The sequence below is a fragment of the Cupriavidus taiwanensis genome, assembly GCF_900250075.1.
In the GTDB taxonomy this organism is placed as follows: Bacteria; Pseudomonadota; Gammaproteobacteria; order Burkholderiales; family Burkholderiaceae; genus Cupriavidus; species Cupriavidus taiwanensis_C.
In genome coordinates, this window is the sequence record NZ_LT977070.1 from 3,361,631 (window position 1) to 3,385,042 (window position 23,412).

The 23,412-nt window shown below is 67.5% G+C and carries 19 protein-coding genes; 13 read left to right on the forward strand and 6 right to left on the reverse strand.

Translation table 11 applies throughout. The features are described from left to right. Positions 1 to 31: 31 nt before the first annotated feature. Positions 32 to 2,446 (reverse strand): carbohydrate-binding family V/XII, encoded by a 2,415-nt coding sequence (locus CBM2588_RS15685; protein WP_115681262.1) that lies wholly within the window; start codon positions 2,444 to 2,446, stop codon positions 32 to 34. Positions 2,447 to 2,724: 278 nt separating this feature from the next. Between CBM2588_RS15685 and CBM2588_RS15690 the strand changes: the two genes are divergently transcribed. Then, on the forward strand, positions 2,725 to 3,870 hold the full coding sequence (locus CBM2588_RS15690; protein ID WP_115681263.1) for a metallophosphoesterase: 1,146 nt from the start codon (positions 2,725 to 2,727) through the stop codon (positions 3,868 to 3,870). Between the two features lie 111 nt (positions 3,871 to 3,981). Here CBM2588_RS15690 and CBM2588_RS15695 read toward each other — a convergent pair whose 3' ends face one another. Both CBM2588_RS15695 and ettA read right to left on the reverse strand, forming a co-directional pair. Next, a complete protein-coding gene (locus tag CBM2588_RS15695; protein ID WP_115681264.1) occupies positions 3,982 to 4,839 on the reverse strand; it encodes a conjugal transfer protein TraN in 858 nt (285 codons plus the stop codon). A gap of 135 nt (positions 4,840 to 4,974) precedes the next feature. After that, positions 4,975 to 6,642 (reverse strand): energy-dependent translational throttle protein EttA, encoded by a 1,668-nt coding sequence (ettA, locus tag CBM2588_RS15700; protein ID WP_018005229.1) that lies wholly within the window; start codon positions 6,640 to 6,642, stop codon positions 4,975 to 4,977. A gap of 149 nt (positions 6,643 to 6,791) precedes the next feature. Between ettA and CBM2588_RS15705 the strand changes: the two genes are divergently transcribed. Together CBM2588_RS15705 and CBM2588_RS15710 are read left to right on the forward strand one after the other, a co-directional pair. Continuing rightward, positions 6,792 to 7,016, forward strand: a complete 225-nt coding sequence (locus CBM2588_RS15705; RefSeq protein ID WP_010812270.1) for a hypothetical protein — start codon at positions 6,792 to 6,794, stop codon at positions 7,014 to 7,016. 49 nt (positions 7,017 to 7,065) lie between these two features. Continuing rightward, positions 7,066 to 7,599, forward strand: coding sequence for a M48 family metallopeptidase (locus CBM2588_RS15710; protein ID WP_115681504.1), 534 nt, complete (start codon positions 7,066 to 7,068; stop codon positions 7,597 to 7,599). On the opposite strand, the gene CBM2588_RS15715 is transcribed toward CBM2588_RS15710, so the two are convergent. Continuing rightward, positions 7,581 to 8,465 carry an endo alpha-1,4 polygalactosaminidase gene (locus CBM2588_RS15715; protein WP_115681265.1) on the reverse strand — a complete coding sequence of 295 codons (885 nt, stop codon included), beginning with the start codon at positions 8,463 to 8,465 and terminating at the stop codon, positions 7,581 to 7,583. The genes CBM2588_RS15710 and CBM2588_RS15715 overlap by 19 nt on opposite strands. A gap of 417 nt (positions 8,466 to 8,882) precedes the next feature. On the opposite strand from CBM2588_RS15715, the gene CBM2588_RS15720 reads away from it, so the two are divergent. The 4 genes from CBM2588_RS15720 to CBM2588_RS15735 all read left to right on the forward strand — a co-directional run bounded on the left by CBM2588_RS15720 (position 8,883) and on the right by CBM2588_RS15735 (position 13,919). Then, positions 8,883 to 9,785, forward strand: coding sequence for an amidohydrolase family protein (locus CBM2588_RS15720; RefSeq protein WP_115681266.1), 903 nt, complete (start codon positions 8,883 to 8,885; stop codon positions 9,783 to 9,785). A 45-nt stretch (positions 9,786 to 9,830) separates the two neighbouring features. Then, positions 9,831 to 10,745, forward strand: a complete 915-nt coding sequence (locus CBM2588_RS15725; protein WP_115681267.1) for an amidohydrolase family protein — start codon at positions 9,831 to 9,833, stop codon at positions 10,743 to 10,745. A gap of 102 nt (positions 10,746 to 10,847) precedes the next feature. Beyond that, on the forward strand, positions 10,848 to 12,290 hold the full coding sequence (locus CBM2588_RS15730) for a UbiD family decarboxylase (RefSeq protein WP_115681268.1): 1,443 nt from the start codon (positions 10,848 to 10,850) through the stop codon (positions 12,288 to 12,290). Positions 12,291 to 12,527: 237 nt separating this feature from the next. Continuing rightward, positions 12,528 to 13,919, forward strand: coding sequence for a nucleobase:cation symporter-2 family protein (locus tag CBM2588_RS15735; RefSeq protein ID WP_115681269.1), 1,392 nt, complete (start codon positions 12,528 to 12,530; stop codon positions 13,917 to 13,919). A gap of 16 nt (positions 13,920 to 13,935) precedes the next feature. Here CBM2588_RS15735 and CBM2588_RS15740 read toward each other — a convergent pair whose 3' ends face one another. Beyond that, a complete protein-coding gene (locus CBM2588_RS15740) occupies positions 13,936 to 14,841 on the reverse strand; it encodes a LysR family transcriptional regulator (RefSeq protein WP_115681505.1) in 906 nt (301 codons plus the stop codon). A 227-nt stretch (positions 14,842 to 15,068) separates the two neighbouring features. Between CBM2588_RS15740 and CBM2588_RS15745 the strand changes: the two genes are divergently transcribed. From CBM2588_RS15745 to CBM2588_RS15765, 5 genes are read left to right on the forward strand one after another with little or no spacing between them, the layout of a single operon-like run. Continuing rightward, complete coding sequence (locus tag CBM2588_RS15745) at positions 15,069 to 15,953, forward strand: FAD binding domain-containing protein (protein WP_115681270.1); 885 nt, start codon at positions 15,069 to 15,071, stop codon at positions 15,951 to 15,953. Next, positions 15,941 to 16,453: a (2Fe-2S)-binding protein gene (locus tag CBM2588_RS15750; RefSeq protein ID WP_115681271.1), complete on the forward strand. Its 513-nt coding sequence runs from the start codon at positions 15,941 to 15,943 to the stop codon at positions 16,451 to 16,453. Before CBM2588_RS15745 ends, CBM2588_RS15750 begins: the two co-directional genes overlap by 13 nt. Next, on the forward strand, positions 16,453 to 18,741 hold the full coding sequence (locus tag CBM2588_RS15755; RefSeq protein WP_115681272.1) for a xanthine dehydrogenase family protein molybdopterin-binding subunit: 2,289 nt from the start codon (positions 16,453 to 16,455) through the stop codon (positions 18,739 to 18,741). The genes CBM2588_RS15750 and CBM2588_RS15755 overlap by 1 nt, the downstream gene beginning before the upstream one ends. Then, on the forward strand, positions 18,738 to 19,334 hold the full coding sequence (locus tag CBM2588_RS15760; RefSeq protein ID WP_115681273.1) for a UbiX family flavin prenyltransferase: 597 nt from the start codon (positions 18,738 to 18,740) through the stop codon (positions 19,332 to 19,334). The genes CBM2588_RS15755 and CBM2588_RS15760 overlap by 4 nt, the downstream gene beginning before the upstream one ends. Positions 19,335 to 19,389: 55 nt before the next feature. Beyond that, the gene (locus tag CBM2588_RS15765; RefSeq protein ID WP_115681274.1) at positions 19,390 to 20,517 is read left to right on the forward strand and encodes a CobW family GTP-binding protein; all 1,128 of its coding nucleotides are present in this window, start codon (positions 19,390 to 19,392) and stop codon (positions 20,515 to 20,517) included. A gap of 31 nt (positions 20,518 to 20,548) precedes the next feature. On the opposite strand, the gene CBM2588_RS15770 is transcribed toward CBM2588_RS15765, so the two are convergent. Beyond that, positions 20,549 to 21,556 carry an AraC family transcriptional regulator gene (locus CBM2588_RS15770; RefSeq protein WP_115681506.1) on the reverse strand — a complete coding sequence of 336 codons (1,008 nt, stop codon included), beginning with the start codon at positions 21,554 to 21,556 and terminating at the stop codon, positions 20,549 to 20,551. Between the two features lie 503 nt (positions 21,557 to 22,059). Here CBM2588_RS15770 and CBM2588_RS15775 point away from each other — a divergent pair. Further along, positions 22,060 to 23,409, forward strand: a complete 1,350-nt coding sequence (locus CBM2588_RS15775; protein ID WP_115681275.1) for a nucleobase:cation symporter-2 family protein — start codon at positions 22,060 to 22,062, stop codon at positions 23,407 to 23,409. Positions 23,410 to 23,412: the final 3 nt, after the last annotated feature.

Genomic DNA, 23,412 nt, shown 5'->3' on the forward strand with positions numbered 1-23,412 from the left:
CGTGTCCGGACAACTATCGCCGCCGCGGCGATCAGCGCCGGAACCCGCCATGAAAGCCACCACCGCGCAAACCCCGGCCGCCGAATCCGCCCCCCATGCCGCCACCCATGCCGCCGCGCCCTTGCCACTGCTGCGCGGCTGCGCTGAAGCGCCGCTGCCCCAGCTCGCGCGCCTGGCGCTGCTGGTCCAGCCGGCCGGTGACATCGTTGCCGGGCTGTACCGGCTCCCAGCCGCCGGGGGTGTGCTTTTGCCAGCCGTTGTCGGTGTGCTGATACACGGAGCCGTCGTGGCCGGCATATACGTTGCCGTTGTTCCACACCACCGCGTTGTTCTTGTCCGGGTTGGCGACGAAGCCGCGGCTGCCGGCTGTGTGCTGGCCGGTCTGCGTATTGCCGGCAATGCCCGCCTCGGCCGCGCCGACGCGGCCGGTCTGGGCGTTGTAGCCCGCCGCCTGCCGCCCCGCCGCATAGTCGCCGGTGTAAGTGTTGCCGGCCACGCCGCCGCGCGCCGCGCCTTCGCGCCCGGTCGACGGGTTGGCGAAGGCGCCCTGGCGGCCGGCCGCATAGTTGCCGGAATAGGGATTGAACGCGGCGCCGCGGCTGCCCTGGTAGCGCGCGCCGGTGGCGGGGTTGTAGCCGGCGCCCGCGGTGCCGCGCCATTCGGTGCCGGTCCAGGCGTTCCAGCCCTGCGCGTGCGTCACCGTACCCTGGCCCCAGCGGCCGTAGAAGTTGGCCTGGTTCACGTTGACGTAGTTCCAGTTGTACGGGCCGCCCCACCAGTATGGGCCCCAGTACGGCGAGGCCGCGCCCCAGAACGCGCCCGCGGCGAAGCCGAAGGCAAAGCCCTCGGCCAGGCCGATGCCGAAGCCGGCGCCGTAGCCATAGGTAACCGGATAGCCGTAGTAGACCGCGCCCACGTAGGGGGGATAGACATAGCCCGTGCCGTAGACCACGGTGCCGTCGGCACTCACCACCACCCCCATGTAGCCGGGCGTGTAGCCCACCACCACGGTCTGCGGCGTGACGGCATAGATACGCACGTAGGTGACGTAGTACACCGGCGAGGTCGGCGGGATGGTATAGATCGCCGACGGCACCTCGGTGGCCACCTGCCACGGGCCGGCGGGCGCCGGCGCCGTGAACCAGACGCCGTTGGCCACCGCGTAGTAGTGGCTGCCATCGACCTCGATCACCGGCGTGCCGGTATTGATCGCGTAGCTGAGCGAAGTGCCGGTGATCGGCACGAAATGCGGCGCGCCGTCATACGCCACCGTCAGGCTGGCCTTGCTGCGCGACACCGTGGCGGTCTGCGGGATGGTGGCGGCGATCTCGGCCTCGCGCGCCTGCGGCGTGCCGGGCACGGAGACCAGCACATTGGCCTTGGGATCGGTGGGCGGGATGCGGGCAAAGTCGGGCGGCAGCCGGCTGCCCGGCACGTACTGCCACGGCCCGGTCAGCATCGGCGCGCGGAACCAGCGCCCCGAGACCAGCACGTAATACTGGTTGGCGGCCGGATCGACGAAGACCGCGTGGTCGGCGTTGGCCATGGTCAGCAGGCTGACGCCGCTGACCGGCGCCATCTGCGGCGCGCCGCTGGTCACCACCAGCTCGGTCGGCTGGGTGGCAAAGAGGATGGCCGGGGCGCGGGCGGGGCGCTTGCCGTCGGCGGGCAGCATCGTGTCGGGCTTCATGCTGGCGGCCGCCTTGCCGGCCGCGCTCTCCAGCGCCTTGGGCACGGTCGTCATCACTTCCCAGGCGCCGCCGGCGGATTCCGAGCGATACCAGTAGCCGGCCACCTTCAGCCATAGCTCGCCGTCAGCCGCGCGCAGCAGCAGCGCGCGGCTGTTCAGCGCGCGCTCGTACGACGTCCCCGGCACGGTACGCCAGGCGGGCTCGCCATCGACCAGCACCAGCAGCGTCGGCGTGGTGGCGAACAGGATCTGCGGCGCGTCATTGCGCACCGCGACGCGGCCGGCTTTCGCGATTTGCTGCGACACCGCGTAGCTGGCCTGCAGCTGGTCCAGCGGCACCGTCAGCCCGTTGGCCGGCAGACGCGACACCAGCGACTGGCGCACGCGGTCGGCGGCGTCGGGCTGCGTGGGCACTTCGACGCTGTCGACCGTGATGCGGCTCAGCTGCACCAGCCCGGAGGGCTTGTCGATATCGCCGGTGGCCGAGAAATGGACCACGCCGTAGGTCGGCGAGCCCGTCTTGTCGCCCACCGCCACCGCGGCGCGTCCGGACAGGCGGTTGCCGTCCCAGGTCTCGATCTGGGGCTGGTACAGCTCGATATGGTCGGGGGCCGCATCAAAGTTGCGCGGCCAGGTCAGGGGTGCCGTGGCCACCGCCGACGACTTCTCCGGCGTGGCGGCCTGCGCGGCGAGCGGGGCCAGCGCCAGCCAGGCCGCCGCGATCAGCGCGCTGGTCTGCTTCATCCGAAACGACATGGGGTTTCTCCGGGAGGGCGCCGCCTGCCGGCTGCCGGCTGCCGGCAGGATGCGGGCAGGATGCTGCACAACAGGCGGCCCATTGCGCGAATCTAAATTAGCCCTTCAAGCCGAACAATCCGAATTGAAAACATTCAGGATCCGCCAGAAAAAAGACAGATCAGAGGCGGGCGCCGGCCCAGCGGGTGCGCATCTTGCATCGCCTGCGCCCTCCGCCGCGGCCCTTGAAGCGGTCCGTCGCGGCCTCATCTCTTGGCACTCCACCCCGGCCCACGCCCATGCCTCCACGCACCACCATCCTGACCGCTGCGTTCGTCACGGCCCTGCTGCACGGCTATATCGGGCTGCGCCTGCTGCCGGCGATGCCGGTACCGATGGCGGTCAAGGCGCTGGGGGTAGCCTGGCTGGCGCTATCCTGCGCACTGCTGCCGGCCGGACTGCTGGCGCGGCGCGTCAGCCAGCCCTGGTCGGACCTGGTGTCCTGGGTCGGCATGCTCGCCATGGGATTCTTCTCATCGCTGCTGGTGCTGACGCTGGTACGCGACGTGGCCCTCGCCGCCGCCTGGCTGGCGGGGCAACTGCTTGGCTGGCGCGCGCCCGGCCTGGCCGCCGGCAGCGCCGTGGCAGTGCCGCTGCTGGCATTGCTGGTCACGCTGGCCGGTTATGTCAATGCGCGCCGCCTGGCGCGCGTGGTCGAGGTCGACGTGCCGGTGCAGGGCCTGCCCGATGCGCTGCACGGCTTCACCATCGCCCAGATCAGCGACATCCATGTCGGCCCCACGATCAAGCGGCCTTACCTCGACCGCATCGTCGACCGCGTCAACAGCCTGCAAGCGGACGCCGTCGCCATCACGGGCGACCTGGTCGACGGCACCGTGCGCGAACTGTCGGCTCACACCGCGCCGCTGGCCCGGCTGCAGGCGCGCCATGGCACCTACTTCGTCACCGGCAACCACGAGTACTATTCCGGCGCACAGCCGTGGATCGACGAGCTGCGCCGCCTGGGCGTGCGCGTGCTGATGAACGAACACGTGGTGCTGCACCATGACGGCGACGCGCTGGTGCTGGGCGGCGTCACCGACTATTCCGCCGGCCGCTTCCACGAAAGCCATCGCAGCGACCCGCAGCGCGCCATCGCCGGCGCCCCCGCCGATGCCGGCGTACGCGTGTTGCTGGCCCACCAGCCACGCACCGCGCCCGCGGCGGCGCAAGCGGGTTTCGACCTGCAGCTGTCGGGACATACCCACGGCGGCCAGTTCTGGCCGTGGAACCTGTTCGTGCCGATGCAGCAGCCCTACACCGCGGGCCTGGTGCGGCATGGCTCGCTGTGGATCTATATCAGCCGTGGTACTGGATATTGGGGCCCGCCGAAGCGGTTCGGGGCGCCGTCGGAGATTACGCGGGTGAGGTTGGTGCGGGGGTAATTAGGAAACTGCCGTAGAAGGCGAAGACATTGCGCGGGCATGGCGCAGTAAAAAACCCCGCTCATGTGAGTTGGGGCTCTTGTTTGTAGCGCGGATTCTGCATGCTCATCGCTACCGGCGGTCGGGGCCCTTGCGCTTTACTTGCCCTTCAGGTTCATCGAGCTGAATGCCTTTCGCGCCAAGTCGGAGATACGTTTCTTGTTCCGCCTTAGCTCGGCGATTTCGGATCTCGTCAGATGTACGGAAACCGATGAGGTATCCCGCTTCATCCGCGGTGAGGGCGTGGGTGGCAATGCCGAAGATCTTGCGGATTTCATCGCCATACCTCCTTTCCAGTTCACGAATTACCCTGCCGGGTGCCATCAGTCTACCAGAGCGCCCTGCGCACACGAGGACGATTGCTGCGATCACGCCGCCACCGTGACATTGAATATAGTTGGCAAGCTCGGCTAGCGTGCCCCCCATTGTAGTAACGTCGTCGACCAGCACATAACGCCCATCTGGCACGACATATCCGGAAAAGCTAGCGCGCAGATTCAGCCGCTCCATTGGGTCTGCGCCGGTGTGGAATACCTTGGTCGTCTGCACGATGGTTTCATCGACTGATCCGTCCAGGACATGGTGTAAATACATTGCCAGCACTTGCGGGATGGCATTCTCGCCTGCGGCTTCTTTGGCATGGGGCGCGACGAAGATGCATGAACGTGGAAAGGCTTCGTCGAGCAACCTTGTCACCAGCGGCGGTGCAAGGTCGGCAATCAGCTGTATTGCCGCTTCGGCGCTGCCGGCTTTGGCACCCTTGTAGCTCGGATGCGCCTTCAGTTCGGCATCGGACCGATAGAGGAAAAATGGCGAATCGACCGTCCCCGGAAACGGGTACTCGCGATCCTGTCGAACCTCGAATGGCAGCCGCCTTCGGTGACGTCCAGGTAGCCGCTTTAGAACGAAGAGGTGGATTGACTTTCGCATCCACCAAACCTATCCGGCATCACACTAATGCCAAAGGTCTGGCGACGTGTTTCAGAATTTTCGACAGCGCATACAGCCAGCACCATAAAAAAACCAGGCCCACAGGCCTGGCTCTCTTGCTTGCTCAGCAGTGCCTCACCGCACAATCGGCTTGTACCGGATCCGCTTCGGCTTGGCCCCTTCCTCACCCAGCCGCTTCTTCTTGTCCGCCTCGTATTCCTGGTAGTTGCCGGGGAAGAACTCCACATGCGAGTCGCCCTCGAACGCCAGGATGTGCGTGGCGATCCGGTCCAGGAACCAGCGGTCGTGCGAGATCACCATCACGCAGCCGGCGAACTCCAGCAGCGCGTCTTCCAGCGCGCGCAGCGTTTCGACGTCGAGGTCGTTGGACGGTTCGTCCAGCAGCAGCACGTTGCCGCCGGCGATCAGCGTCTTGGCCATGTGCAGGCGGCCGCGTTCGCCGCCCGACAGCGTGCCGACCTGCTTCTGCTGGTCGCCGCCCTTGAAGTTGAAGCGGCCGATATAGGCGCGCGACGGGGTTTCGTAGCGGCCCACGGTCAGCACGTCGGCGCCGCCCGAGATCTCCTCGAACACGGTCTTGGTGCCGTCCAGCGCGTCGCGGCTCTGGTCGACAAAGGCCATCTTCACGGTCGGCCCGATCTTGATCTCGCCGCTGTCCGGCTGTTCCTTGCCCGTGAGCATCTTGAAGAAGGTCGACTTGCCGGCGCCGTTCGGGCCGATGATGCCGACGATGGCGCCCGGCGGCACCTTGAAGCTCAGGTTCTCGATCAGCATGCGGTCGCCGAAGCCCTTGCTGACGTTGTCGAACTCGATCACTTCGTTGCCCAGGCGCTCACCCACCGGGATGAAGATTTCCTGGGTTTCGTTGCGCTTCTGGTATTCCTGGCTGTTCAGTTCATCGAAGCGGGCCAGGCGCGCCTTGGACTTGGCCTGGCGGCCCTTGGGGTTCTGGCGCACCCACTCCAGTTCCTTGTGCAGCGCCTTCTGGCGCGCCGATTCGCTGGCCTCTTCCTGCTTCAGGCGCGCTTCCTTCTGGTCCAGCCACGAGCTGTAGTTGCCCTTCCAGGGGATGCCGTGGCCGCGGTCCAGTTCGAGGATCCACTCGGCGGCGTTGTCGAGGAAGTAGCGGTCGTGGGTCACGGCCACCACGGTGCCGGGGAAGCGCGTCAGGAACTGCTCCAGCCAGTCGACCGATTCGGCATCCAGGTGGTTGGTCGGTTCGTCGAGCAGCAGCATGTCGGGGCGCGACAGCAGCAGGCGGCACAGCGCCACGCGGCGCTTTTCACCGCCGGAAAGATGTTCGATCTTTGCATCCCACGGCGGCAGGCGCAGCGCGTCGGCGGCGATTTCCAGCTGCAGTTCGACGTTGTTGCCGTCGCTGGCGGCGAGGATGGCTTCGTACTTGGCCTGGTCGGCGGCGAGCGCGTCGAAGTCGGCGTCCGGCTCGGCATAGGCCGCGTAGATCTCGTCGAGCTTCTTGCGCGCCTCGAACACGCCGCCCAGCGCCTCCTCGACTGACTCGCGCACGGTCTGCTCGGGGTTGAGTTGCGGCTCCTGCGGCAGGTAGCCGATGTTCAGGTTCGGCATCGGCGTGGCCTCGCCCTCGATTTCCTTGTCGAGGCCGGCCATGATCTTGAGCAGCGTGGACTTGCCCGAGCCGTTCAGGCCGAGCACGCCGATCTTGGCGCCCGGGAAGAACGACAGCGAGATGTCCTTCAGGATGTGACGCTTGGGCGGAACGATCTTGCCCACGCGGTTCATGGTGAAAACGTACTGTGCCATGGGTGCGTGTTGGTGATGGTGCTGGAGTAGGTGCGGGAATGGCGGAGTGTATCAGGCACGCCGGCGCGCGCAGCCTGGGCCCGGCCAGCTTTGGCCTCCGCCGGTACAATCACAGGTTCGTCTTTCCGCTGATTTTTCAAGCCATCGCCATGAGCAAACCCGCCCTGACCCTGAAGTTCAAGTGCAAGAAGTGCACCAAACCCGTCACGCTGTACCTGCAGAAGACGTCGGCGTGCTCGCACATCACCCCGTACCAGGGTTTCTGCAAGTGCGGCGAAATGATGCGCCACGCCACCGGCGACAAGGACGCGGTCGAGTCCTTCGTCAATTCGCTGGACAACAGCTGGATGCACCACCATCACCACCACCACTGAGCCGGCCACCGTGGTGAACGAGACCTGGCGTCCCGCCGGCAAGGACCCGATGCGCTTCCTGGGCGGCTATCCGCCCGGCGTGCTGGAGCAGGTGCGCGAGCTGGTCGCCGCCGGCCGGCTCGGCGACCATCTGGCCCGCCGCTACCCGGGGCGCCATACCGTGCAGACCGACCGCGCGCTGTACCAATACACCACCGACCTCAAGCAGGAATACCTGCGCAGCGCGCCGCCGCTGCACAAGGTGGGATTCGATGCGCGCCTGGATTCCGCCCAGCGCGCGCTCGGCCTGCATACCGCGATCTCGCGCGTGCAGGGCGGCAAGCTCAAGGCCAAGAAAGAGATTCGCGTCGCCTCGCTGTTCAAGGAGGCGCCGCCGGAATTCCTGCGCATGATCGTCGTGCACGAGCTTGCCCACCTGAAGGAGAGCGAGCACGACAAGGCCTTCTACCGGCTCTGCGAATACATGGAACCGCGCTACCACCAGCTCGAGTTCGATACGCGGCTCTACCTGGCCTGGCGGGAGCTGGAACGCGCCGCTCCCGCCGCCGGCATCGACCCGGGCGCTCAGGCGTCGCAGGCGTAGCGGAACGACCCGTTCAGCGTCCTGGGCAGCACCAGCGTGCGCAGGTTGGCCGCCTGGGCCTTGGCGCACAGCCCGGCGCGCGTGGCGGCGTCCCGGTACTTGGTGGCGTATTCGATCTGGAATACCGGCTTGCCCTGCCCCGTGAACGCGGTATAGGCACCGCACTCGCGGTACTGGAAGCACTGTTCGTTGATGGCGAAGTCAAAGCTCGCGGCCAGCTCGGCCACCTGTCCCACGTCGTTCTTCAAGCCCACCGCCAGCCCGCGCGCATGCGCCTGCGCCGCCAGGAAGCGGTTGTAGTCGAGCTGGGTCTCGGCCGTCAGCGGCAGGCCGGGGCTGTTGGTATAGCCATCGACATTGTCGGGATCGACCGCATCGCAGCCCTTGCTGACCGCCAGGTCCATGCGCGCCTGCATGATGCGACGCACGTTGGCCGAGCGCGTATCCAGCCAGCGCTCGCCGGCCCAGCCCGACAGCGGCGCGCCCTGGTCCGCCTCGGTGAACTGGTTGAAGTCGGGACGCCAGTCCTCGGAACTGCCCGCCGAGAAATAGCAGATCACGCGCCGGCCCTGCGCCTTGAGCGCGTCGATGGTGGCCTGCGGCGTATCGAACAGGTCGAAGTCATAGGCGGTCACCGCATAGCTGGTATTGAGCCTGCCGGTCAGCTGGATCTGCCAGGTGTCGGTAAGCGCCGGGGCCCAGCGCGTGGTGGCGCTGGTGGTAGTTTCGGCGATGGACCGCGTCGTGGCCGCGGCCGTGGGCGACACCATCTCGGTCTGTCCGCCGTCGCCACCGCAGCCCCCCAGTGCCAGGCTCAGCGCAACCGACAGCATCACCGCGGCCTTCTTCGCATCGTTGCCGTGCATATTCTTCCCCCTTCCCTGTGATGAACCCCGTTCGAAGCGAGCGGCCCTGTTGTCGATATGCCGCGGCGGCCGGGCCTGCCGCTGCGGTCCCCGCAATGTAGCGGATTCAGGGCCTGGTCCGGAATGCAGGCAGGCCCCACTGTTCGTGCGGCGCAACACATGATGCGCTTGACCCATGCCGAGGCGCTATGTATAAAGAGCGCGTGGGTAGAAGCGGTCGATTGGACAGCAGCGGTGCAATGCCGCGACGTCCAACTGGAGATTGCTCACTGACGGAGTATTTCGTCGGTGGCGCAGTGGTCCAGACGCTCCCCTGACAAAGACTCCCGATCGCAGCATGCAAGGCCGGCCCCGCGGCGTTGTTCGCGCGCGCCCGCCGCATGCGTGTCCAACCTAGTCATTGTTAGGGGATCTCCCATGATCATCGACACCAGCTGTTATCCGACGAACCTGGTGGACCTGGCCTGGCGCCACGACGGCGACCCGTTCACCGGCGAGCGCCTGATCCAGATGATGGACGGCCCATTCACCATCAACGGCAAGCCGCGCCGCATCGACAAGGCCTTTATCCAGCCGCCGCAGGGCAACACCATCTACACCTGGACCGACGGCGTGAAGTCCGGCGGCGAATCGATCGACGCGTACATGGCCTATACCGTCGAGATGGTGAAGAAGTATCCCGACCGCTTTATCGGCTGCTTCGTCTACAACCCGCGCTGCGGCGTGCAGAACGGCGTCAACGCGATCGAGCACTACGTGAAGAAGCTGGGCTTCAAGATGGTCCAGTTCCAGGCCAACATGCACGCCTACCGGCCGGACCGGGCGCTCGACTGGCTGCGCCCAGCGCTGCAGAAATGCGCCGAGCTGGGCGTGCTGGTCAAGCTGCATACCGGCGACGGCCCCTACAGCATCCCCACCGAATGGGTGCCGATGATGAAGGAATTCCCGACGGTGAACTTCATCATGGCCCACTTCGGCGTGCAGACCGGCGGCGTGTACTGCTTCGAGCCGTTCCAGATGGCGATGGACATGCCCAACGTCTACTGCGAATCGGGCTGGTGCCTGCAGTCGCGCATCGTCGAATTCGCCAAGGTGCTGCCCAAGCACAAGATCCTGTTCGGGTCCGACACTCCGCCGAACGAGCCCGGCATGTGGCTGCGCCTGCTGGAAGTGCTGTGCTTCGAGCCGCCCCAGGGCCTGAACCTGGATGAAGACACGCTCGAGGACTACCTCGGCAACAACGTCGCCCGGATGATCGGCCTGGCGCCGACGCCGGTGCCGCGCACGCTGGAAGAAGCGAAAGCGCGCCTGGCCGCCTGAGCGCAATGCCCGCGCCAACGACAACGGACTCCGGAGCACCCGAACATGATTATCGATACCCACCTGCACCCGACCAACCTGGTCGACGAAGCCTGGCGCCACACCGGCGAGCCTTTCAACGGCGAGCGCATGCTCAAGATGATGGACGGCCCCTACATGATCAACGGCAAGCCGCGCCGCATCGACATGGGCTTTATCCAGCCGCCGCCGGGCAACACCGGCTACCGCGACGGCAACCGCCGCGGCCGCGAAGGCATCCGCGACTACATGGCGTATATCGCCGAGCTGTGCCAGAAGTATCCTGACCGCTTTATCGGCAACTTCACCTTCAACCCGCGCTGGGGCCCGGAGGAAGGCGCGCTGGAACTGGAATTCCACGTCAAGGAGTACGGCTTCAAGATGCTGAAGCTGCATGCCAACATGCACGGCTACCGTCCCGACCGCGCGCTCGACTGGCTGCGCCCGGCGATGAAGGTCTGCGCCAAGTACAACGTGGTGGTGCTGATCCACACCGGCGACGGCCCGTACACGATCCCGACGATGTTCTATCCGATCATCCGCGAATTCCCGATGGTCAATTTCATCATCGGGCATTTCGGCATCCAGACCGGCGGCAACTATTCGTTCGAGGCGTTCTGGATGGCGATGGACACGCCCAACGTGTATTGCGAATCGGGCTGGTGCTTCCAGTCGCGCATCGTCGAGTTCGCGCGCCAACTGCCGCGCGACAAGATCGTGTTCGGCACCGACACGCCGCCCAACGAGCCCGGCATGTGGCTGCGCGAGCTGGAAATGCTGTGCGGCCCCGCGCCGCAGGGCATGGACCTGGACGAGGACGGGCTCGAGGACTACATGGGCAACAACATCGCCCGGCTGGTCGGCATCGAGCCGACCGCGCCGCCCAGGACGCAGCAAGAGGCCCTGGCGCGGCTGAAGGATACCTACGCCAGCACCCGGTAGTCGCCAGCTGTTCGGCAGGCAGGCACGGCACGGCGGCCGGGACCATTCCCGGCCGCCGAAGCAGCCTTCGCCCTGGCCCACCCTGACCGCAGGAGCCGATCCATGAACTCACCCTCAGCGCCCTTCGCCACCGCGACGCCGGCGCGCCAGCCTTTCCACGATACCTCGCAGGACTTCCACCAGTTCCTGGCCGCCTACCGCGAGGCCTTTCCCCACGACGTGCTGCATATCCGCGAGCCGGTCGGCGCCGACCAGGACCCCACCGCGCTGGTGTGGGCACTGGCCGCGCAGGGCCGCCATCCGGCCCTGCTGTTCGACCATGTCGAAGGCCTGGGCACGTCGCTGGCCACCAACCTGTTTGCCTCGCGCGAGCGCGTCGGGCGCATGCTTGGCGGCGTGCCGCCCGCCGGCATCCATGCCGAATACCAGGCCCGCAGCCGCCGCATGGTGGCGCCGCGCGTGCTGGACAGCGGCGCCGTCACCGGCCACGTCGAGACGCAACACATCGACCTGCGCACGATTCCGGCGATCCGGCATTTCGCCACCGACCGCGGCCCCTACATCACCAACGCCATCCTGATCGCGGAAGATCCCGACAGCGGCATCGGCAACGCCAGCTACCACCGCTCGATGCTGCATTCGCCCACCGAGATCGCCACCAGCCTGCATTCGCGCGGCCACCTGTGGCGCATGCAGCAGCGCGCGGCCGAACTGGGCCGCCCGTTGCCGGTGGCGATGGTGATCGGGGCGCATCCGCTGTTCATGCTGGCCGGCGCCGCGCGGCTGCCGTTCGGCGTGGACGAGCGCCATGTGGCCGGCGGCCTGTTCGGCGCGCCGCTGGAAGTGGTACGCACGCCGCGCCACGGCATCCTGGTGCCGGCGCATGCCGAGATTGTGCTGGAAGGCGTGATCGATCCCGAGGCTCGCGTCGACGAAGGCCCGTTCGGCGAGTTCACCGGCTACTCGTCGGACCGCTCGACCAACAACCTGCTGCGCGTGCAGAGCGTGATGCGGCGCACGGACGCGTGGCTGGTCGACGTGGTCGGCGGCAATTCGGCCGAGCACCTGAACCTGGGCCGGATCCCGCGCGAGTCCGAGATGGTGGAGAAGCTGCGCGAGCGCTTTCCCGGCGTCACCGCGGTGCACTACCCCAGCTCCGGCACGCATTTCCACGCCTACGTGGCGCTGCGCCAGAGCCGCCCCGGCGAGGCCCGCCAGGTGATGCTGGGCCTGCTCGGCTGGGACCCGTACCTGAAGACGGTGGTGGCGGTGGACCAAGACGTCGACATCACCCGCGACGAGGAAGTGCTGTGGGCCATGGCCACGCACCTGCAGCCGCACCTGGACGTGGTGGTGGTGGACGGCCTGCCCGGCAGCGCGCTCGATCCGTCCGCGTCCGGCGTCGGCACCACCTCGCGCATGGGGCTGGATGCGACGCGCGGGCCGGGCTTCGACGGCATCCGCGCGCGCATCGATCCTGCCGCGATGGCGCGCGCGGTCGCTCTGCTGGCGCGGCTGGAGCGTGCGGCATCCCACGTGCCGTGAGGCGCGGCTCAGGGATAACCCGCTGAAAACGGCGGATTCATCGTTTCACCCGATCGATAAATCCGCCGCGAACGTTGTACCTTCCCTGCGCCGCTGTCATGCTGGATTGACGAGACAGGACAGGCGCGGGCTTCGCACGAGAGGATGGCAGCACCATCCCGCAAGAGGAAGCGCCGGCACCTTGGCGACACGTTAGCGCAATGCGCAACCGGCGTGATACCGACCAAAGGAGACAGCATGAACCCCACCCTGCCTACGCAAGGGAATGCCGCCGTGCATCCCGTCGACGAGGTCCTGCCCCCGCCGCGCCTGCTGGCCCTGGGCCTGCAGCATGTGCTGGTGATGTATGCCGGCGCCATCGCCGTGCCGATGATCATCGGCGGCGCACTCAAGCTGCCCAAGGACCAGGTCGCCTTCCTGATCGCCGCCGACCTGTTCTGCTGCGGACTGGTGACGATGATCCAGAGCATCGGCATCTGGAAGGTCGGCATCCGCCTGCCGGTGATGATGGGCGTCACCTTCACCGCGATCGCGCCGATCATCGCCACCGGCTCCAATCCGTCGCTGGGACTGCCGGCGGTGTTCGGCGCGGTGATGGTGGCGGGCGTCTTCACCTACTTTGCCGCGCCTTATGTCGGCAAGATGGTGCGCTGGTTCCCGCCGGTGGTGACCGGCACCGTGGTGCTGGTGATCGGGATCTCGCTGATGCGGGTGGGGATCAACTGGGCGGCGGGCGGCAATCCCACCCTCAATACCGCGGCAGGCCCGGTGCCCAATCCCAATTTCGGCCTGCCGGTGAACATTGCCATCGCCGCCGCGGTGCTGTGCACGGTGCTGGCGCTGGTGGCGTTCGCGCGCGGCTTTCTGTGCAATGTTGCGGTGCTGATCGGCATTGCGGTGGGCTTCGGCATCGCGCTGGCGCTGGGCAAGGTCAGCTTTGACGGCCTGCGCGGCGCGCACTGGGTCGAGTTCATCACGCCCTTCCACTTCGGCTGGCCGACCTTCGACGCCATGACCTCGGTCACGCTGTGCGTGGTCATGATCGTGATCATGATCGAAGGCGTGGGCCAGTTCCTGGCGCTGGGCGAGATCGTCGGGCGCCCGGTCGACTCCGAAGACCTGGCGCGCGGCCTGCGTGCCGACGGTGTTGGCGCGCTGGTGGGGGCGGTGTTCAACACCTTCACCTACACCTCCTACGCGCAGAACGTGGGGCTGGTGCAGGTCACCGGCGTGCGCAGCCGCTGGGTCTGCGCCACCGCCGGCGGCATCCTGATCGTGCTGGGCTGCCTGCCCAAGCTGGCCTTCTTCGCGGCGTCGATCCCGCAATACGTGCTGGGCGGCGCGGCGCTGGTGATGTTCGGCATGGTGGCGGCCACGGGCATACGCATCCTCGGCCATGTCGACTTTGTCGACAACAAGAAGAACGCCTACATCGTCGCCGTCAGCGTGGCGCTGGGCATGATCCCGCTGGTGTCCGACAAGTTCTTCGCGCAGATGCCGGAGCTGCTGGCCAAGTTCTGCCAGAACGGCATCCTGCTGGGCACGCTGGCCGCGGTGCTGCTGAACCTGCTGTTCAACGCGCGTTCGCCGGCCCCCCAGCCCCACGGCCTGGCCAAGGAACCGGCATGACGAAGTTGGCCGGCAGTCAGCCGGCCTCGGCCAGCCTGGCGCGGTAGCGCATCAGCAGGTCGCGGAAGGCCTGCGCCGGCGGCGACAGCGACCGGTCCGCGTGCCCCAGCAGCGAGATCTCGCGGTGGATCACCGGATCGGTCGGCATCACCGTGGCCAGCCCCAGCGCGCCGGTAAGACGCGTGACTGCCGCGCTCATCACGGCAATGCCCAGCCCGGCGTCGACCATGCCGACCATGGTCAGCGGCAGGAACACCTCGTGCACCCGCTGCAGCGTGATGCCGCGCGCGGCCAGCGCGGTATCGAGGCAGTCGCGGATCGGGTTGCCCTTGTGCGGCCCGATCACCGGCAGCCCGGCCACATCCTCCCAGCGCAGCGTCTTGCGCCGGCGCAGCGGATGGTGCGCGGGCATCACGATCACGAAGGCATCGTCCATCAACCGGTGCGCGCTCAGGTCGGGCTGGCCCGCGGGAATGGTGCCGATGCCGAAGTCGACCTCGCCCGAACTCACCATCCTGGTCACTTCATGCTCGGACACATCGTGCAGCTCCACCTTCACGCCCGGATGGCTGACGCAGAACTCGCGGATCACGCGCGGCAGCATCAGCGCCGCCTGGATCGACGATGCCGCGATCGATACGCGCCCGCGTCCCAGCGTGCGCAGCTCGCTGGAGTTCTCGATCACGCTGTCGATATCGGCCACGGCCTTCTTCACCAGGGGCAGCAGTTCCGCGCCCGCCTGCGTGATATGCAGCTGGCGCGTGTGCCGGTCGAACAGCTTCAGGCCGAGGTTGGCTTCCAGCTCGTGGATCAGCGCGCTGACCGACGACTGCGACAGGTCCAGCTTTTCCGCCGCGCGGGTGAAGTGGCGCTCCTGCGCCACGGCGATGAAGGCGCGCAGCTGGCGCAGCGACACGTTCATGTTGCTGAGGTTGGGCACGTTGTCTACCTCCGGAGGTTCGGGGTGCGCGCTTGCTGTGGCCTGGGTCCGGCTGGCGCGTCTGATTCAGAGGGTAACACGATCAATTAATCCGTTTCCGGGTCTTTACCGATGAAGACCGGCCGCCCATGATGGCTTCGACGGCGCGCGCCTCGCATGACCTCGGCAGGACCGGCAGCCGCCGCCGATGGCACAGACCAGGAGGAGCAATGAGAGCGTTTGAGTATTTCGAACCGGCGACGCTGGCCGAAGCCTCGGCCATGCTGCACCGGTGCGGCGGCAGGGCCAGCGTGCTGGCCGGCGGCACCGATCTGCTGGTGCAGATCAAGGAGTCCGTGCGCAAGCCCGAGCAAGTCATCAACATCAAGAAAATCCCGGGCATGGACGTGCTGACCTTCGATCCGGTCAACGGCCTGCGCATCGGCGCGCTGGTGACCACGCGCGCGGTCGAGACTTCCGGCTTCGTGCAGCGCCATTACGCCGGCCTGGCAAAGGCGGTGACGGATTTCGCCTCGATCCAGGTGCGCCATCGCGCCACCGTGGTCGGCAATGTCTGCCGCGCGTCGCCGTCGGCGGATTCGATTGCGCCGCTGGTCGCCGACGGCGCCTCGGTGCACCTGTACGGCATGTCCGGCTCGCGCGAGCTGCGGGTCGAGGACTTTGTCACCGGCGTCGGCAAGACTGCCATCGCGCCGGACGAGATCGTCACCCGCATCACCGTGCCGGCGCCTCGGCCCGGCACCGGAAAGGTCTATCTGAAGCATGGCCGCCGCGTGCAGATGGAGCTGGCCACCGTCGGCGTGGCGGTATCGCTGACGGTGGAGGGCGGCCACTGCGCCGATGCGGCCATCGTTCTGGCGGCGGTCGGCCCCACGCCCGTGCGCGCGCTGCGCGCCGAGCACGTGCTACGCGGCCAGCGCGTGACCGACGCCCTGATCCTGCAGGCCGCGCACGCCGCCATGGATGAAGCCCGTCCGATCAGCGACGTGCGCGCCAGCGCAGCCTACCGGCGGCAGATGGTCAGCGTGCTGACCCGCCGCGCCCTCGAACAAGCCCTGGAGGCCGCCCTGCGCGGAGCATCATGCGAAAAATGATCGAACTCGTCATCAACGGCGAGCCGCGCGAACTGGCGGTGGCACCGCACAGCACGCTGCTCGACGCCCTGCGCCACGACGCGGGCCTGACCGGCACCAAGAAGGGCTGCGACGTGGGCGAATGCGGCTCGTGCACCGTCATCATCGACGGCAGGCCGATGAACAGCTGCCTGGTGCTGGCGCCCGAGGCGCACGGCTGCCACATCACCACCATCGAAGGCGTGCAGCCCGCGCCCGACACCGTGCATCCGCTGCAGGAGCAGTTCATGCGCTGCGGCGCCGCGCAGTGCGGCTTCTGCACGCCGGGCTTCGTGGTGATGGCCAAGGCGCTGCTGGACGAGAACCCGCATCCCACGCGCGACGAGATCCGCTTTGCCATTGCCGGCAATATCTGCCGCTGCACCGGCTACACCAAGATCATCGAGGCCATCGAGCAGACCGCCGCGGCCATGGACCCCGCCGGGTGCGTACACCGTACCCGCGCCAGCGAGGAGGCATGATGACCCACGCCGTGATCGGACACAGCGTCAAGCGCACCGACCTGCTCGGCAAGGTCACCGGCAACGCCAGATACGTTGCCGACATGCCCTTCCCCGGCCTGCTGTACGGCAAGATCAAGCGCAGCAATGTCGCCCACGCCCGCATCCGCCGCATCGACACCTCGCGCGCGCTGGCGTTGCCCGGGGTCAAGGCCGTGCTGACGCACGAGAACGTGCCGCGCGTGCTGCATGCCGGCTCGCCGCATCCGCGCTCGGCGTCGGTGACCTGCGACCAGTACATCCTGGACGACAAGGTGCGCTACTGGGGCGAGGGCGTAGCCGCGGTGGCGGCGGTCAGCGAAGAGATCGCCGAGCGCGCGCTCGAGCTGATCGAGGTCGAGTACGACACGCTGCCCGCGGTCTTCACCACCGAAGACGCGGAGCGCTCCGACGCACCGCGCATCCATGAGCGCGAGCCCGGCGGCAACCTGGTGCTGCCGCCGGTGATCGTCAGGCGCGGCGATGTCGAAGCCGGCTTTGCCGAGGCCGACTTCATCCTCGAAGGTGTCTACGAGGGCGGCCGCCCCACCCCCGCCTACATGGAGCCCAACGTGCTCACCTGCAGCTGGGACGGCAACGGCAACCTGACGGTGTGGATCTCGACCCAGACCGCCTTCATGGTGCGCGGCATCATGGCCGAGGTGCTGGGGCTGCCGCTGCACAAGGTGCGCGTGCTGGTCGACCACATGGGCGGCGGCTTCGGCGCCAAGCAGGACCTGTTCCAGCATGAATTCCTGTGCGCGCTGCTGGCGCGCGAGACGCGCCGGCCGGTGCGCATGGAATACACGCGCGAGGAGACTTTCCTTGGCGGCCGCACGCGCCATCCGGCAAAAATCTGGCTGAAGCAGGGCTTTCGCAACGACGGCACCATCACCGCGCGCCAGGCCAGGGTGGTGTTCAATTCCGGCGCCTACGGCTCGCACGGCCCGGGCGTGACCAATGTCGGCACCGCCGCGCTGGTCTCGCTTTACCGGTGCGACAACGTGCTGCTCGAAGGCCGCTGCGTCTACACCAACAGCCCCATCGCCGGCGCCTTTCGCGGCTACGGCGTGGTGCAGACCTACTATGCGCTCGACGTGCAGATGGACGAGGCCGCCGCGCACCTGGGCATGGATCCCGCCGAACTCAAGCTCAGGAATGCCGTGCGCGAAGGCGATATCGCGCCGTCGAACCATCCGCTGATCGGGCACGGCCTGGAGGCCTGCATCGAGCACGGCATGGCACTGCTCGACTGGCCCGCGCTGCGCCGCCGCCCGCGCGACACCACCGGCGCGGTCCGCACCGGCTGGGGCCTCGGTTGCGAGATGCACGGCAGCAGCGCCTATCCCGGCATCAAGGAGCAGGGCAACGCCATCATCAAGATGAACGAGGACGGCACCGTGGTGCTGCTGACCGGCGCGGCCGGGCTGGGTACCGGTGCGCATACCGCGCTCGCGCAGATCGTTGCCGAGGAACTGACGTTGCCGTTCGAGGCGGTATCGGTCGTGCACGGCGACACCGACGTGGTGCCCTGGGACATCGGCGCCTTTGCCAGCCACACCACCTACATGGTCGGCAAGGCCGCGCAGATGGCGGCCGGCGAAATCAAGCGCCAGCTGTTCGAGCGCGCCGCGACGCTGATGGAGTGCGAGCCCGAGGCCCTGACGCTGGCCGACGGCATCATCGCCGTGCGCGACCGCGACGGCCCCACGCTGACGGTGCGCGAGGCGGTGATGCCGCGCAAGGGCATTCCCGCCGCGCAGCTGGTGGGCACTGCCACCTATCACCCGACCAAGTCGTATTCGTTCGCCGCGCATTTTGTCGAAGTCGCGGTCGATACCGAGACCGGATTCATCACCGTGCGCCAGGTAGTGCCGGTGCATGACGTCGGCAAGGTGATCCACCCGGTCGCGGCCGCGGGCCAGATCGAAGGCGGCATCCAGCAGGGCATCGGCCATACGCTGTACGAGGACTACCAGATCGACATGCGCACCGGCCGCTCGCTCAACGCCAACTTCGTCGACTACAAGATGCCGCTGGCGATGGATATGCCCGAGATCCGCACCGTGATCCTCGAAGCCGCGCCAGATCCCGGCGGCCCGTTCGGCGCCAAGGGCGTCGGCGAAGACCCGATCGTCGCGATCGGGCCGGCGATTGCCAACGCGGTGTTCGATGCCATCGGCGTGCGCTTCCGCCACTACCCGATCAAGCCCGAGCAGGTGCTGCAGGCGCTGGCGGAGAAGGCGGCGCGGGAAGGCGGGCGCGCATGAGCCGCAAGCAACGCCTGGTGGTCGCCATCACCGGCGCCAGCGGCGCGGTGTACGGCGTGCGCATGCTGCAGGCGCTGGCGGCGCTGGAGGGCTGGGAGACCCACCTGGTGTGCTCGCCGTCCGGCCTGCTGACCGCGCATCATGAACTGGGCCTGCAGCGCCCGCAGATCGAGGCCATGGCCGACGTGGTGCACAACGTGCGCGATATCGGCGCCACCATCGCCAGCGGATCGTTCCGCTGCGACGGCATGGTGGTGGCGCCCTGCTCCATGCGCACGCTGGCGGCCATTGCCACCGGGCTGGCCGACAACCTCGTCACCCGCGCCGCCGACGTGATGCTCAAGGAGCGCCGCCGGCTGGTGCTGCTGGCGCGCGAGACCCCCTTCCACCTGGTGCACCTGCGCAACATGACCACGGTGACCGAGATGGGCGCCATCGTGCTGCCGCCGGTGCCGGCCTTCTACGCGCATCCGCAATCGGTGGACGACATCGTCGACCACACCGTGGGGCGCGTGCTGGACTTGTTCGACGTGCCGCACGATGGACTGGTGCCGCGCTGGCAAGGCCTGCGCCCCAGCGTCGCCACCGCTTGAAGAGTACTTCCGCCTCGCGCTCGCGGGGAACGCAGCACCCTAATCAGGAGACAACATGAACGCACCTGCCGTCGCACAACAGCCGCCCGTCCCGGTCACCATCCTTACCGGCTTCCTCGGCTCGGGCAAGACGACGCTGCTCAACCACATCCTGACGCAGAAGCACGGCCACCGCATCGCCGTGATCGAGAACGAATTCGGCGAGGTCGACGTCGACTCCGACCTGGTGATGACCTCGGACGAGGAGATCTACCAGATGACCAACGGCTGCATCTGCTGCGTGGTCGATGTGCGCACGGACCTGGTGCGCATCCTGCAGAAGCTGCTGGAGCGCCCCGAGCGCTTCGACCATATCCTGGTCGAGACCAGCGGCCTGGCCGACCCGACCCCGGTGGCCGCCACCTTCTTCATGGATAACGAAGTCGCCAGGCAGGTCACGCTCGACGGCATCCTGACGCTGGTCGACGCGGTGCATATCGAAAGCCATCTCGACGACCCCCAGCTGACCGGCTTCGACAACCAGGCCGTCGACCAGATCGTCGCCGCCGACCGGGTGATCCTCAACAAGACCGACCTGGTCGACGCCGTGCAGCTCGACCGGCTGGAAGCCCGCATCCATCGCCTGAACGAGGGCGCGCAGATCCTGCGTTCCAACTTCGCGCAGGTGGATCTGGGCAAGATCCTGGGCATCGGCGGATTCACGCCGGGCACGATCCAGGCGCAGGCGCACGACGACCACGATGCGCGCGATGCGCCCGATGCGCACGGGCACGCCGGCCACGCGCACGATCGGCAGGACGCGCAGCACGACCACGTATGCGACGAGCACTGCGACCACGCGCATGATGACGACAGCCACGGCCACCGCCACGATCCGTCGGTGACCTCGGTTTCGCTGGTGTTCGACCAGCCGTTCGACCGCCAGCGCCTCGAGCATGGCCTGAAGGCACTGCTGGCCGCACAAGGCGACGATGTGTTCCGCATGAAGGGTATCGTCGCGGTGGAGGGCGATGAGCGCCGCTACGTGCTGCAGGCGGTGCACCGGCTGATGGACTTGCACCCCGCCGAGGCGTGGGGTACGGAACCGGCGCAAAGCAAGTTCGTGTTCATCGGCCGCCATCTCGACAAGCTGCGGCTGCAGACGCTGCTGAAGGTGTGCCTGCCGGTGGCGCACGCGGCCTGACTGCCCTGGCGGCAGCGGGACTGGCTTGCCGTCAGTCCCGCTGCGACGCTGCCGTGCGCAAGGTCTGCGACGGCAGCTCGCCGAACTCGCGCCGGTACTCGCGCGAGAACAGGCTCAGGTGGCTAAAGCCGTGCCGCAGCGCGATCGCGCCGACCATGCCCTTCTCGGGCCGTGCGCGCTGCAGGTCGGCGCGCGCGCCATGCAGGCGCAGCAGCCGCAGGTACTCCATCGGCGTGGTGTCCTTGCTCTTGCGAAAACCCAGCTGCAGCGTGCGCGCCGACACGCCGCAATGCGCGGCGATCTGCTCCAGCGTCAGCGGCTGGTCCAGGTTGGCGCGCAGATAGGCAATCGCATGGCGCACGTAGTCAGGCAGCACCGCTTCGAAGCGGCGCGGCAGCATATTGCCGTCGGCGGCAAAGCGGTCGAGCAGCAGCGTCGACAGCACGATGCGCTCGATGCTGGCATCGACCGCCGGCACGCCGCCGCCTTCGCGCCGCACCCTGGTTTCCGCGCGCAGGTAGCCCACCAGCGCCTGCCAGCGCTCGGCACGGCCATCGTCCGCCACTGGCTGCATGTCGAATTCGATCGGCGCCGGCGGCTCGAAGCTGAATTGGTGGCGAAATGCCTCTTCGATCAGCTGGCGGCGGATCACCACGCTGAAACGCTCGCAGCCCGGATCCAGCGACAGCGTGGTCGGCACGGTGGGCGAGAACACAAAGGTCGCTCCTGGCGGCATCCGCATCGCGCCACGCGGCGTTTCCACGCGGCAGCCGCCGGCCAGCACGGTCTGGATCACGAACTCGTCCTTGTTCGGCTGCGGCTCGATCTGCACCGCCTGGTTGTAGGCGATGGTCACCAGCGTGAGCCGGCCGACGGTGCTGGTATCGATGCGCGCATCGAGCGCCGCATCGTCCTGCGCCGCGCGCAGCCGGGTTGGCCCGAACACGCGGCCGGACAGCGACTGGATGCGATCGAGGTCCCCGCCGCGGCCAAGGGGCGAACGGGAGGGTGCGGCAAACCATCCGGCAGTGGGTGACATGGCGTTGGACAAAAAGTGAACGGATCAACGGCTACCGCTCCATCAACATCCGACTGTTTGCTCCCCTCTCCCGCTTGCGGGAGAGGGGCGGGGGAGAGGGCAGGAGCTGGCAATTGCGATGCAGATCAAAAGCCACCGGCGCAAGGCACAGCCATACATACCACCTCGCTTTTGCACACGCCGGCCCTCTCCCCCAACCCCTCTCCCGCGCGCGGGAGAGGGGAGCAAACCAGCGCATCCATCGTATTGCCACCCCTGCCCTCACGCAACCCAAGGGAAACCCCTGATCCCCCCGGCGCAATTTTGCAAGCCCGCTTGCGGCTCCGTGCCACGGCCTTCGCAATAACGCTATGACGGCGTGCCGCGCATCACTACTGTGCAAGGCATGCGTGGGCGATGCGCCGCGCATGGCACCGTGACGGACCGAGCCCGGCAACCACAGACCGGGCCAGCCGCCGCCGGCATGGCGCACTTTTCCCCAGCACGCGGCAGGAGACCACATCATGCAAGCAGCGGTTCACCCCGTCGACCAGATCCTGCCGGCACGCGCCATGGCGTCGCTCGGCTTCCAGCACATGCTGGTCAGTTACCTCGGTGCCATCGCGGTGCCGATGATCGTCGCCGGCGCGCTCAAGATGACGCCGGCGCAGACCACCATGCTGATCAGCACCGCGCTGTTCACTTCCGGCATCGCCACGCTGCTGCAGACCGTGGGCTTCTGGAAGTTCGGCGTGCGCCTGCCGCTGATGCAGGGCGTGGCGTTCAGTTCCGTGGGCCCGGTCATCGCCATCGGCACCGATCCCGCGCTCGGCTTCAACGGCGTTTGCGGCGCCATCATCGCCGCCGGCGTGATCGCGATGTTGCTGGCGCCCGTGATCGGCAAGCTCAAGCGCTTCTTCCCGCCGGTGGTGAGCGGCTGCACCATCACCGCGGTTGGCCTGTCGCTGTTCCCGGTTTCGTTTCACTGGTTTGGAGGCGGAAGGGGCGCGCCGGATTTCGGCGCGCCCATCTTTTTCCTGGTCGCCTTCGGCGTGGTGGCACTGATCCTGCTTATCAACCGGCACGGCGGCGAACTGGTGCGCAACCTGTCGGTGGTGATCGGCCTGCTGGCCGGCGGCGCGGTGGCGTGGATGCTGGGCATGGGCAGCTTCGATGAAGTCGCGCGCGCGCCGTGGTTCACCATGGTGACGCCGTTTGCGTTCGGCATGCCCACCTTCAACATCGGCGCCATCACCACCATGGTGATCGTGATGGTGGTGCAGATGGTCGAGTCGATGGGCCTGTTCGTCGCCGTCGGCGACATCGTCAAGCGCCCGCTGACCGAGCGCGACGCCACCCGCGGCCTGCGCGCCAACGGCCTGGCCAGCGCCATCGGCGGCATGTTCGCGGCGTTCCCGTACATCGCCTTCATGGAGAACGTGGGGCTGGTGATCGTCACCGGCGTGCGCAGCCGCTGGGTCGTCGCCACCTGCGGCGTGATGCTGTGCGCGGTGGCGCTGGTGCCCAAGATCGGCGCGCTGTTTGCATCGATCCCGGCCGCGGCGCTGGGCGGGGCCACCATGGTGATGTTCGGCGTGGTCGTCGCCGCCGGCATCAAGACGCTGGGCGAGGTGGAGTACGAGCGCAATCCCAACAACCTCTCCATCGTCTCCATCACGCTGGGCTGCGCAATGATGCCGGTGATGCTGCCCGGCATGCTGGAGAAGCTGCCCGGCTTCCTGCAGCCCTTCGTCCATAGCAGCGTGATCATCGCCTGCGTGGTTTCCGTGGTCCTCAACCTGATTCTCAACGGCCTGCCAGCCCGTGAAGCCGACGAGCTGCCCGCCAGTGCCGACAACGTCCAAGGGGTCTGACAA

Bases quoted from the DNA above. Each gene is read 5' to 3' on its own strand.
- CBM2588_RS15750 (WP_115681271.1), top strand. From the start codon at position 15,941: ATGCGAAAAATGATCGAACTCGTCATCAACGGCGAGCCGCGCGAACTG.
- CBM2588_RS15730 (WP_115681268.1), top strand. From the start codon at position 10,848: ATGAACTCACCCTCAGCGCCCTTCGCCACCGCGACGCCGGCGCGCCAG.
- CBM2588_RS15685 (WP_115681262.1), bottom strand. From the start codon at position 2,446: ATGTCGTTTCGGATGAAGCAGACCAGCGCGCTGATCGCGGCGGCCTGG.
- CBM2588_RS15705 (WP_010812270.1), top strand. From the start codon at position 6,792: ATGAGCAAACCCGCCCTGACCCTGAAGTTCAAGTGCAAGAAGTGCACC.
- CBM2588_RS15760 (WP_115681273.1), top strand. From the start codon at position 18,738: ATGAGCCGCAAGCAACGCCTGGTGGTCGCCATCACCGGCGCCAGCGGC.
- CBM2588_RS15740 (WP_115681505.1), bottom strand. From the start codon at position 14,841: ATGAACGTGTCGCTGCGCCAGCTGCGCGCCTTCATCGCCGTGGCGCAG.
- CBM2588_RS15690 (WP_115681263.1), top strand. From the start codon at position 2,725: ATGCCTCCACGCACCACCATCCTGACCGCTGCGTTCGTCACGGCCCTG.
- ettA (WP_018005229.1), bottom strand. From the start codon at position 6,642: ATGGCACAGTACGTTTTCACCATGAACCGCGTGGGCAAGATCGTTCCG.
- CBM2588_RS15765 (WP_115681274.1), top strand. From the start codon at position 19,390: ATGAACGCACCTGCCGTCGCACAACAGCCGCCCGTCCCGGTCACCATC.
- CBM2588_RS15715 (WP_115681265.1), bottom strand. From the start codon at position 8,465: ATGCACGGCAACGATGCGAAGAAGGCCGCGGTGATGCTGTCGGTTGCG.
- CBM2588_RS15775 (WP_115681275.1), top strand. From the start codon at position 22,060: ATGCAAGCAGCGGTTCACCCCGTCGACCAGATCCTGCCGGCACGCGCC.
- CBM2588_RS15725 (WP_115681267.1), top strand. From the start codon at position 9,831: ATGATTATCGATACCCACCTGCACCCGACCAACCTGGTCGACGAAGCC.
- CBM2588_RS15720 (WP_115681266.1), top strand. From the start codon at position 8,883: ATGATCATCGACACCAGCTGTTATCCGACGAACCTGGTGGACCTGGCC.
- CBM2588_RS15745 (WP_115681270.1), top strand. From the start codon at position 15,069: ATGAGAGCGTTTGAGTATTTCGAACCGGCGACGCTGGCCGAAGCCTCG.
- CBM2588_RS15735 (WP_115681269.1), top strand. From the start codon at position 12,528: ATGAACCCCACCCTGCCTACGCAAGGGAATGCCGCCGTGCATCCCGTC.
- CBM2588_RS15755 (WP_115681272.1), top strand. From the start codon at position 16,453: ATGACCCACGCCGTGATCGGACACAGCGTCAAGCGCACCGACCTGCTC.
- CBM2588_RS15770 (WP_115681506.1), bottom strand. From the start codon at position 21,556: ATGTCACCCACTGCCGGATGGTTTGCCGCACCCTCCCGTTCGCCCCTT.
- CBM2588_RS15710 (WP_115681504.1), top strand. From the start codon at position 7,066: ATGCGCTTCCTGGGCGGCTATCCGCCCGGCGTGCTGGAGCAGGTGCGC.
- CBM2588_RS15695 (WP_115681264.1), bottom strand. From the start codon at position 4,839: ATGCGAAAGTCAATCCACCTCTTCGTTCTAAAGCGGCTACCTGGACGT.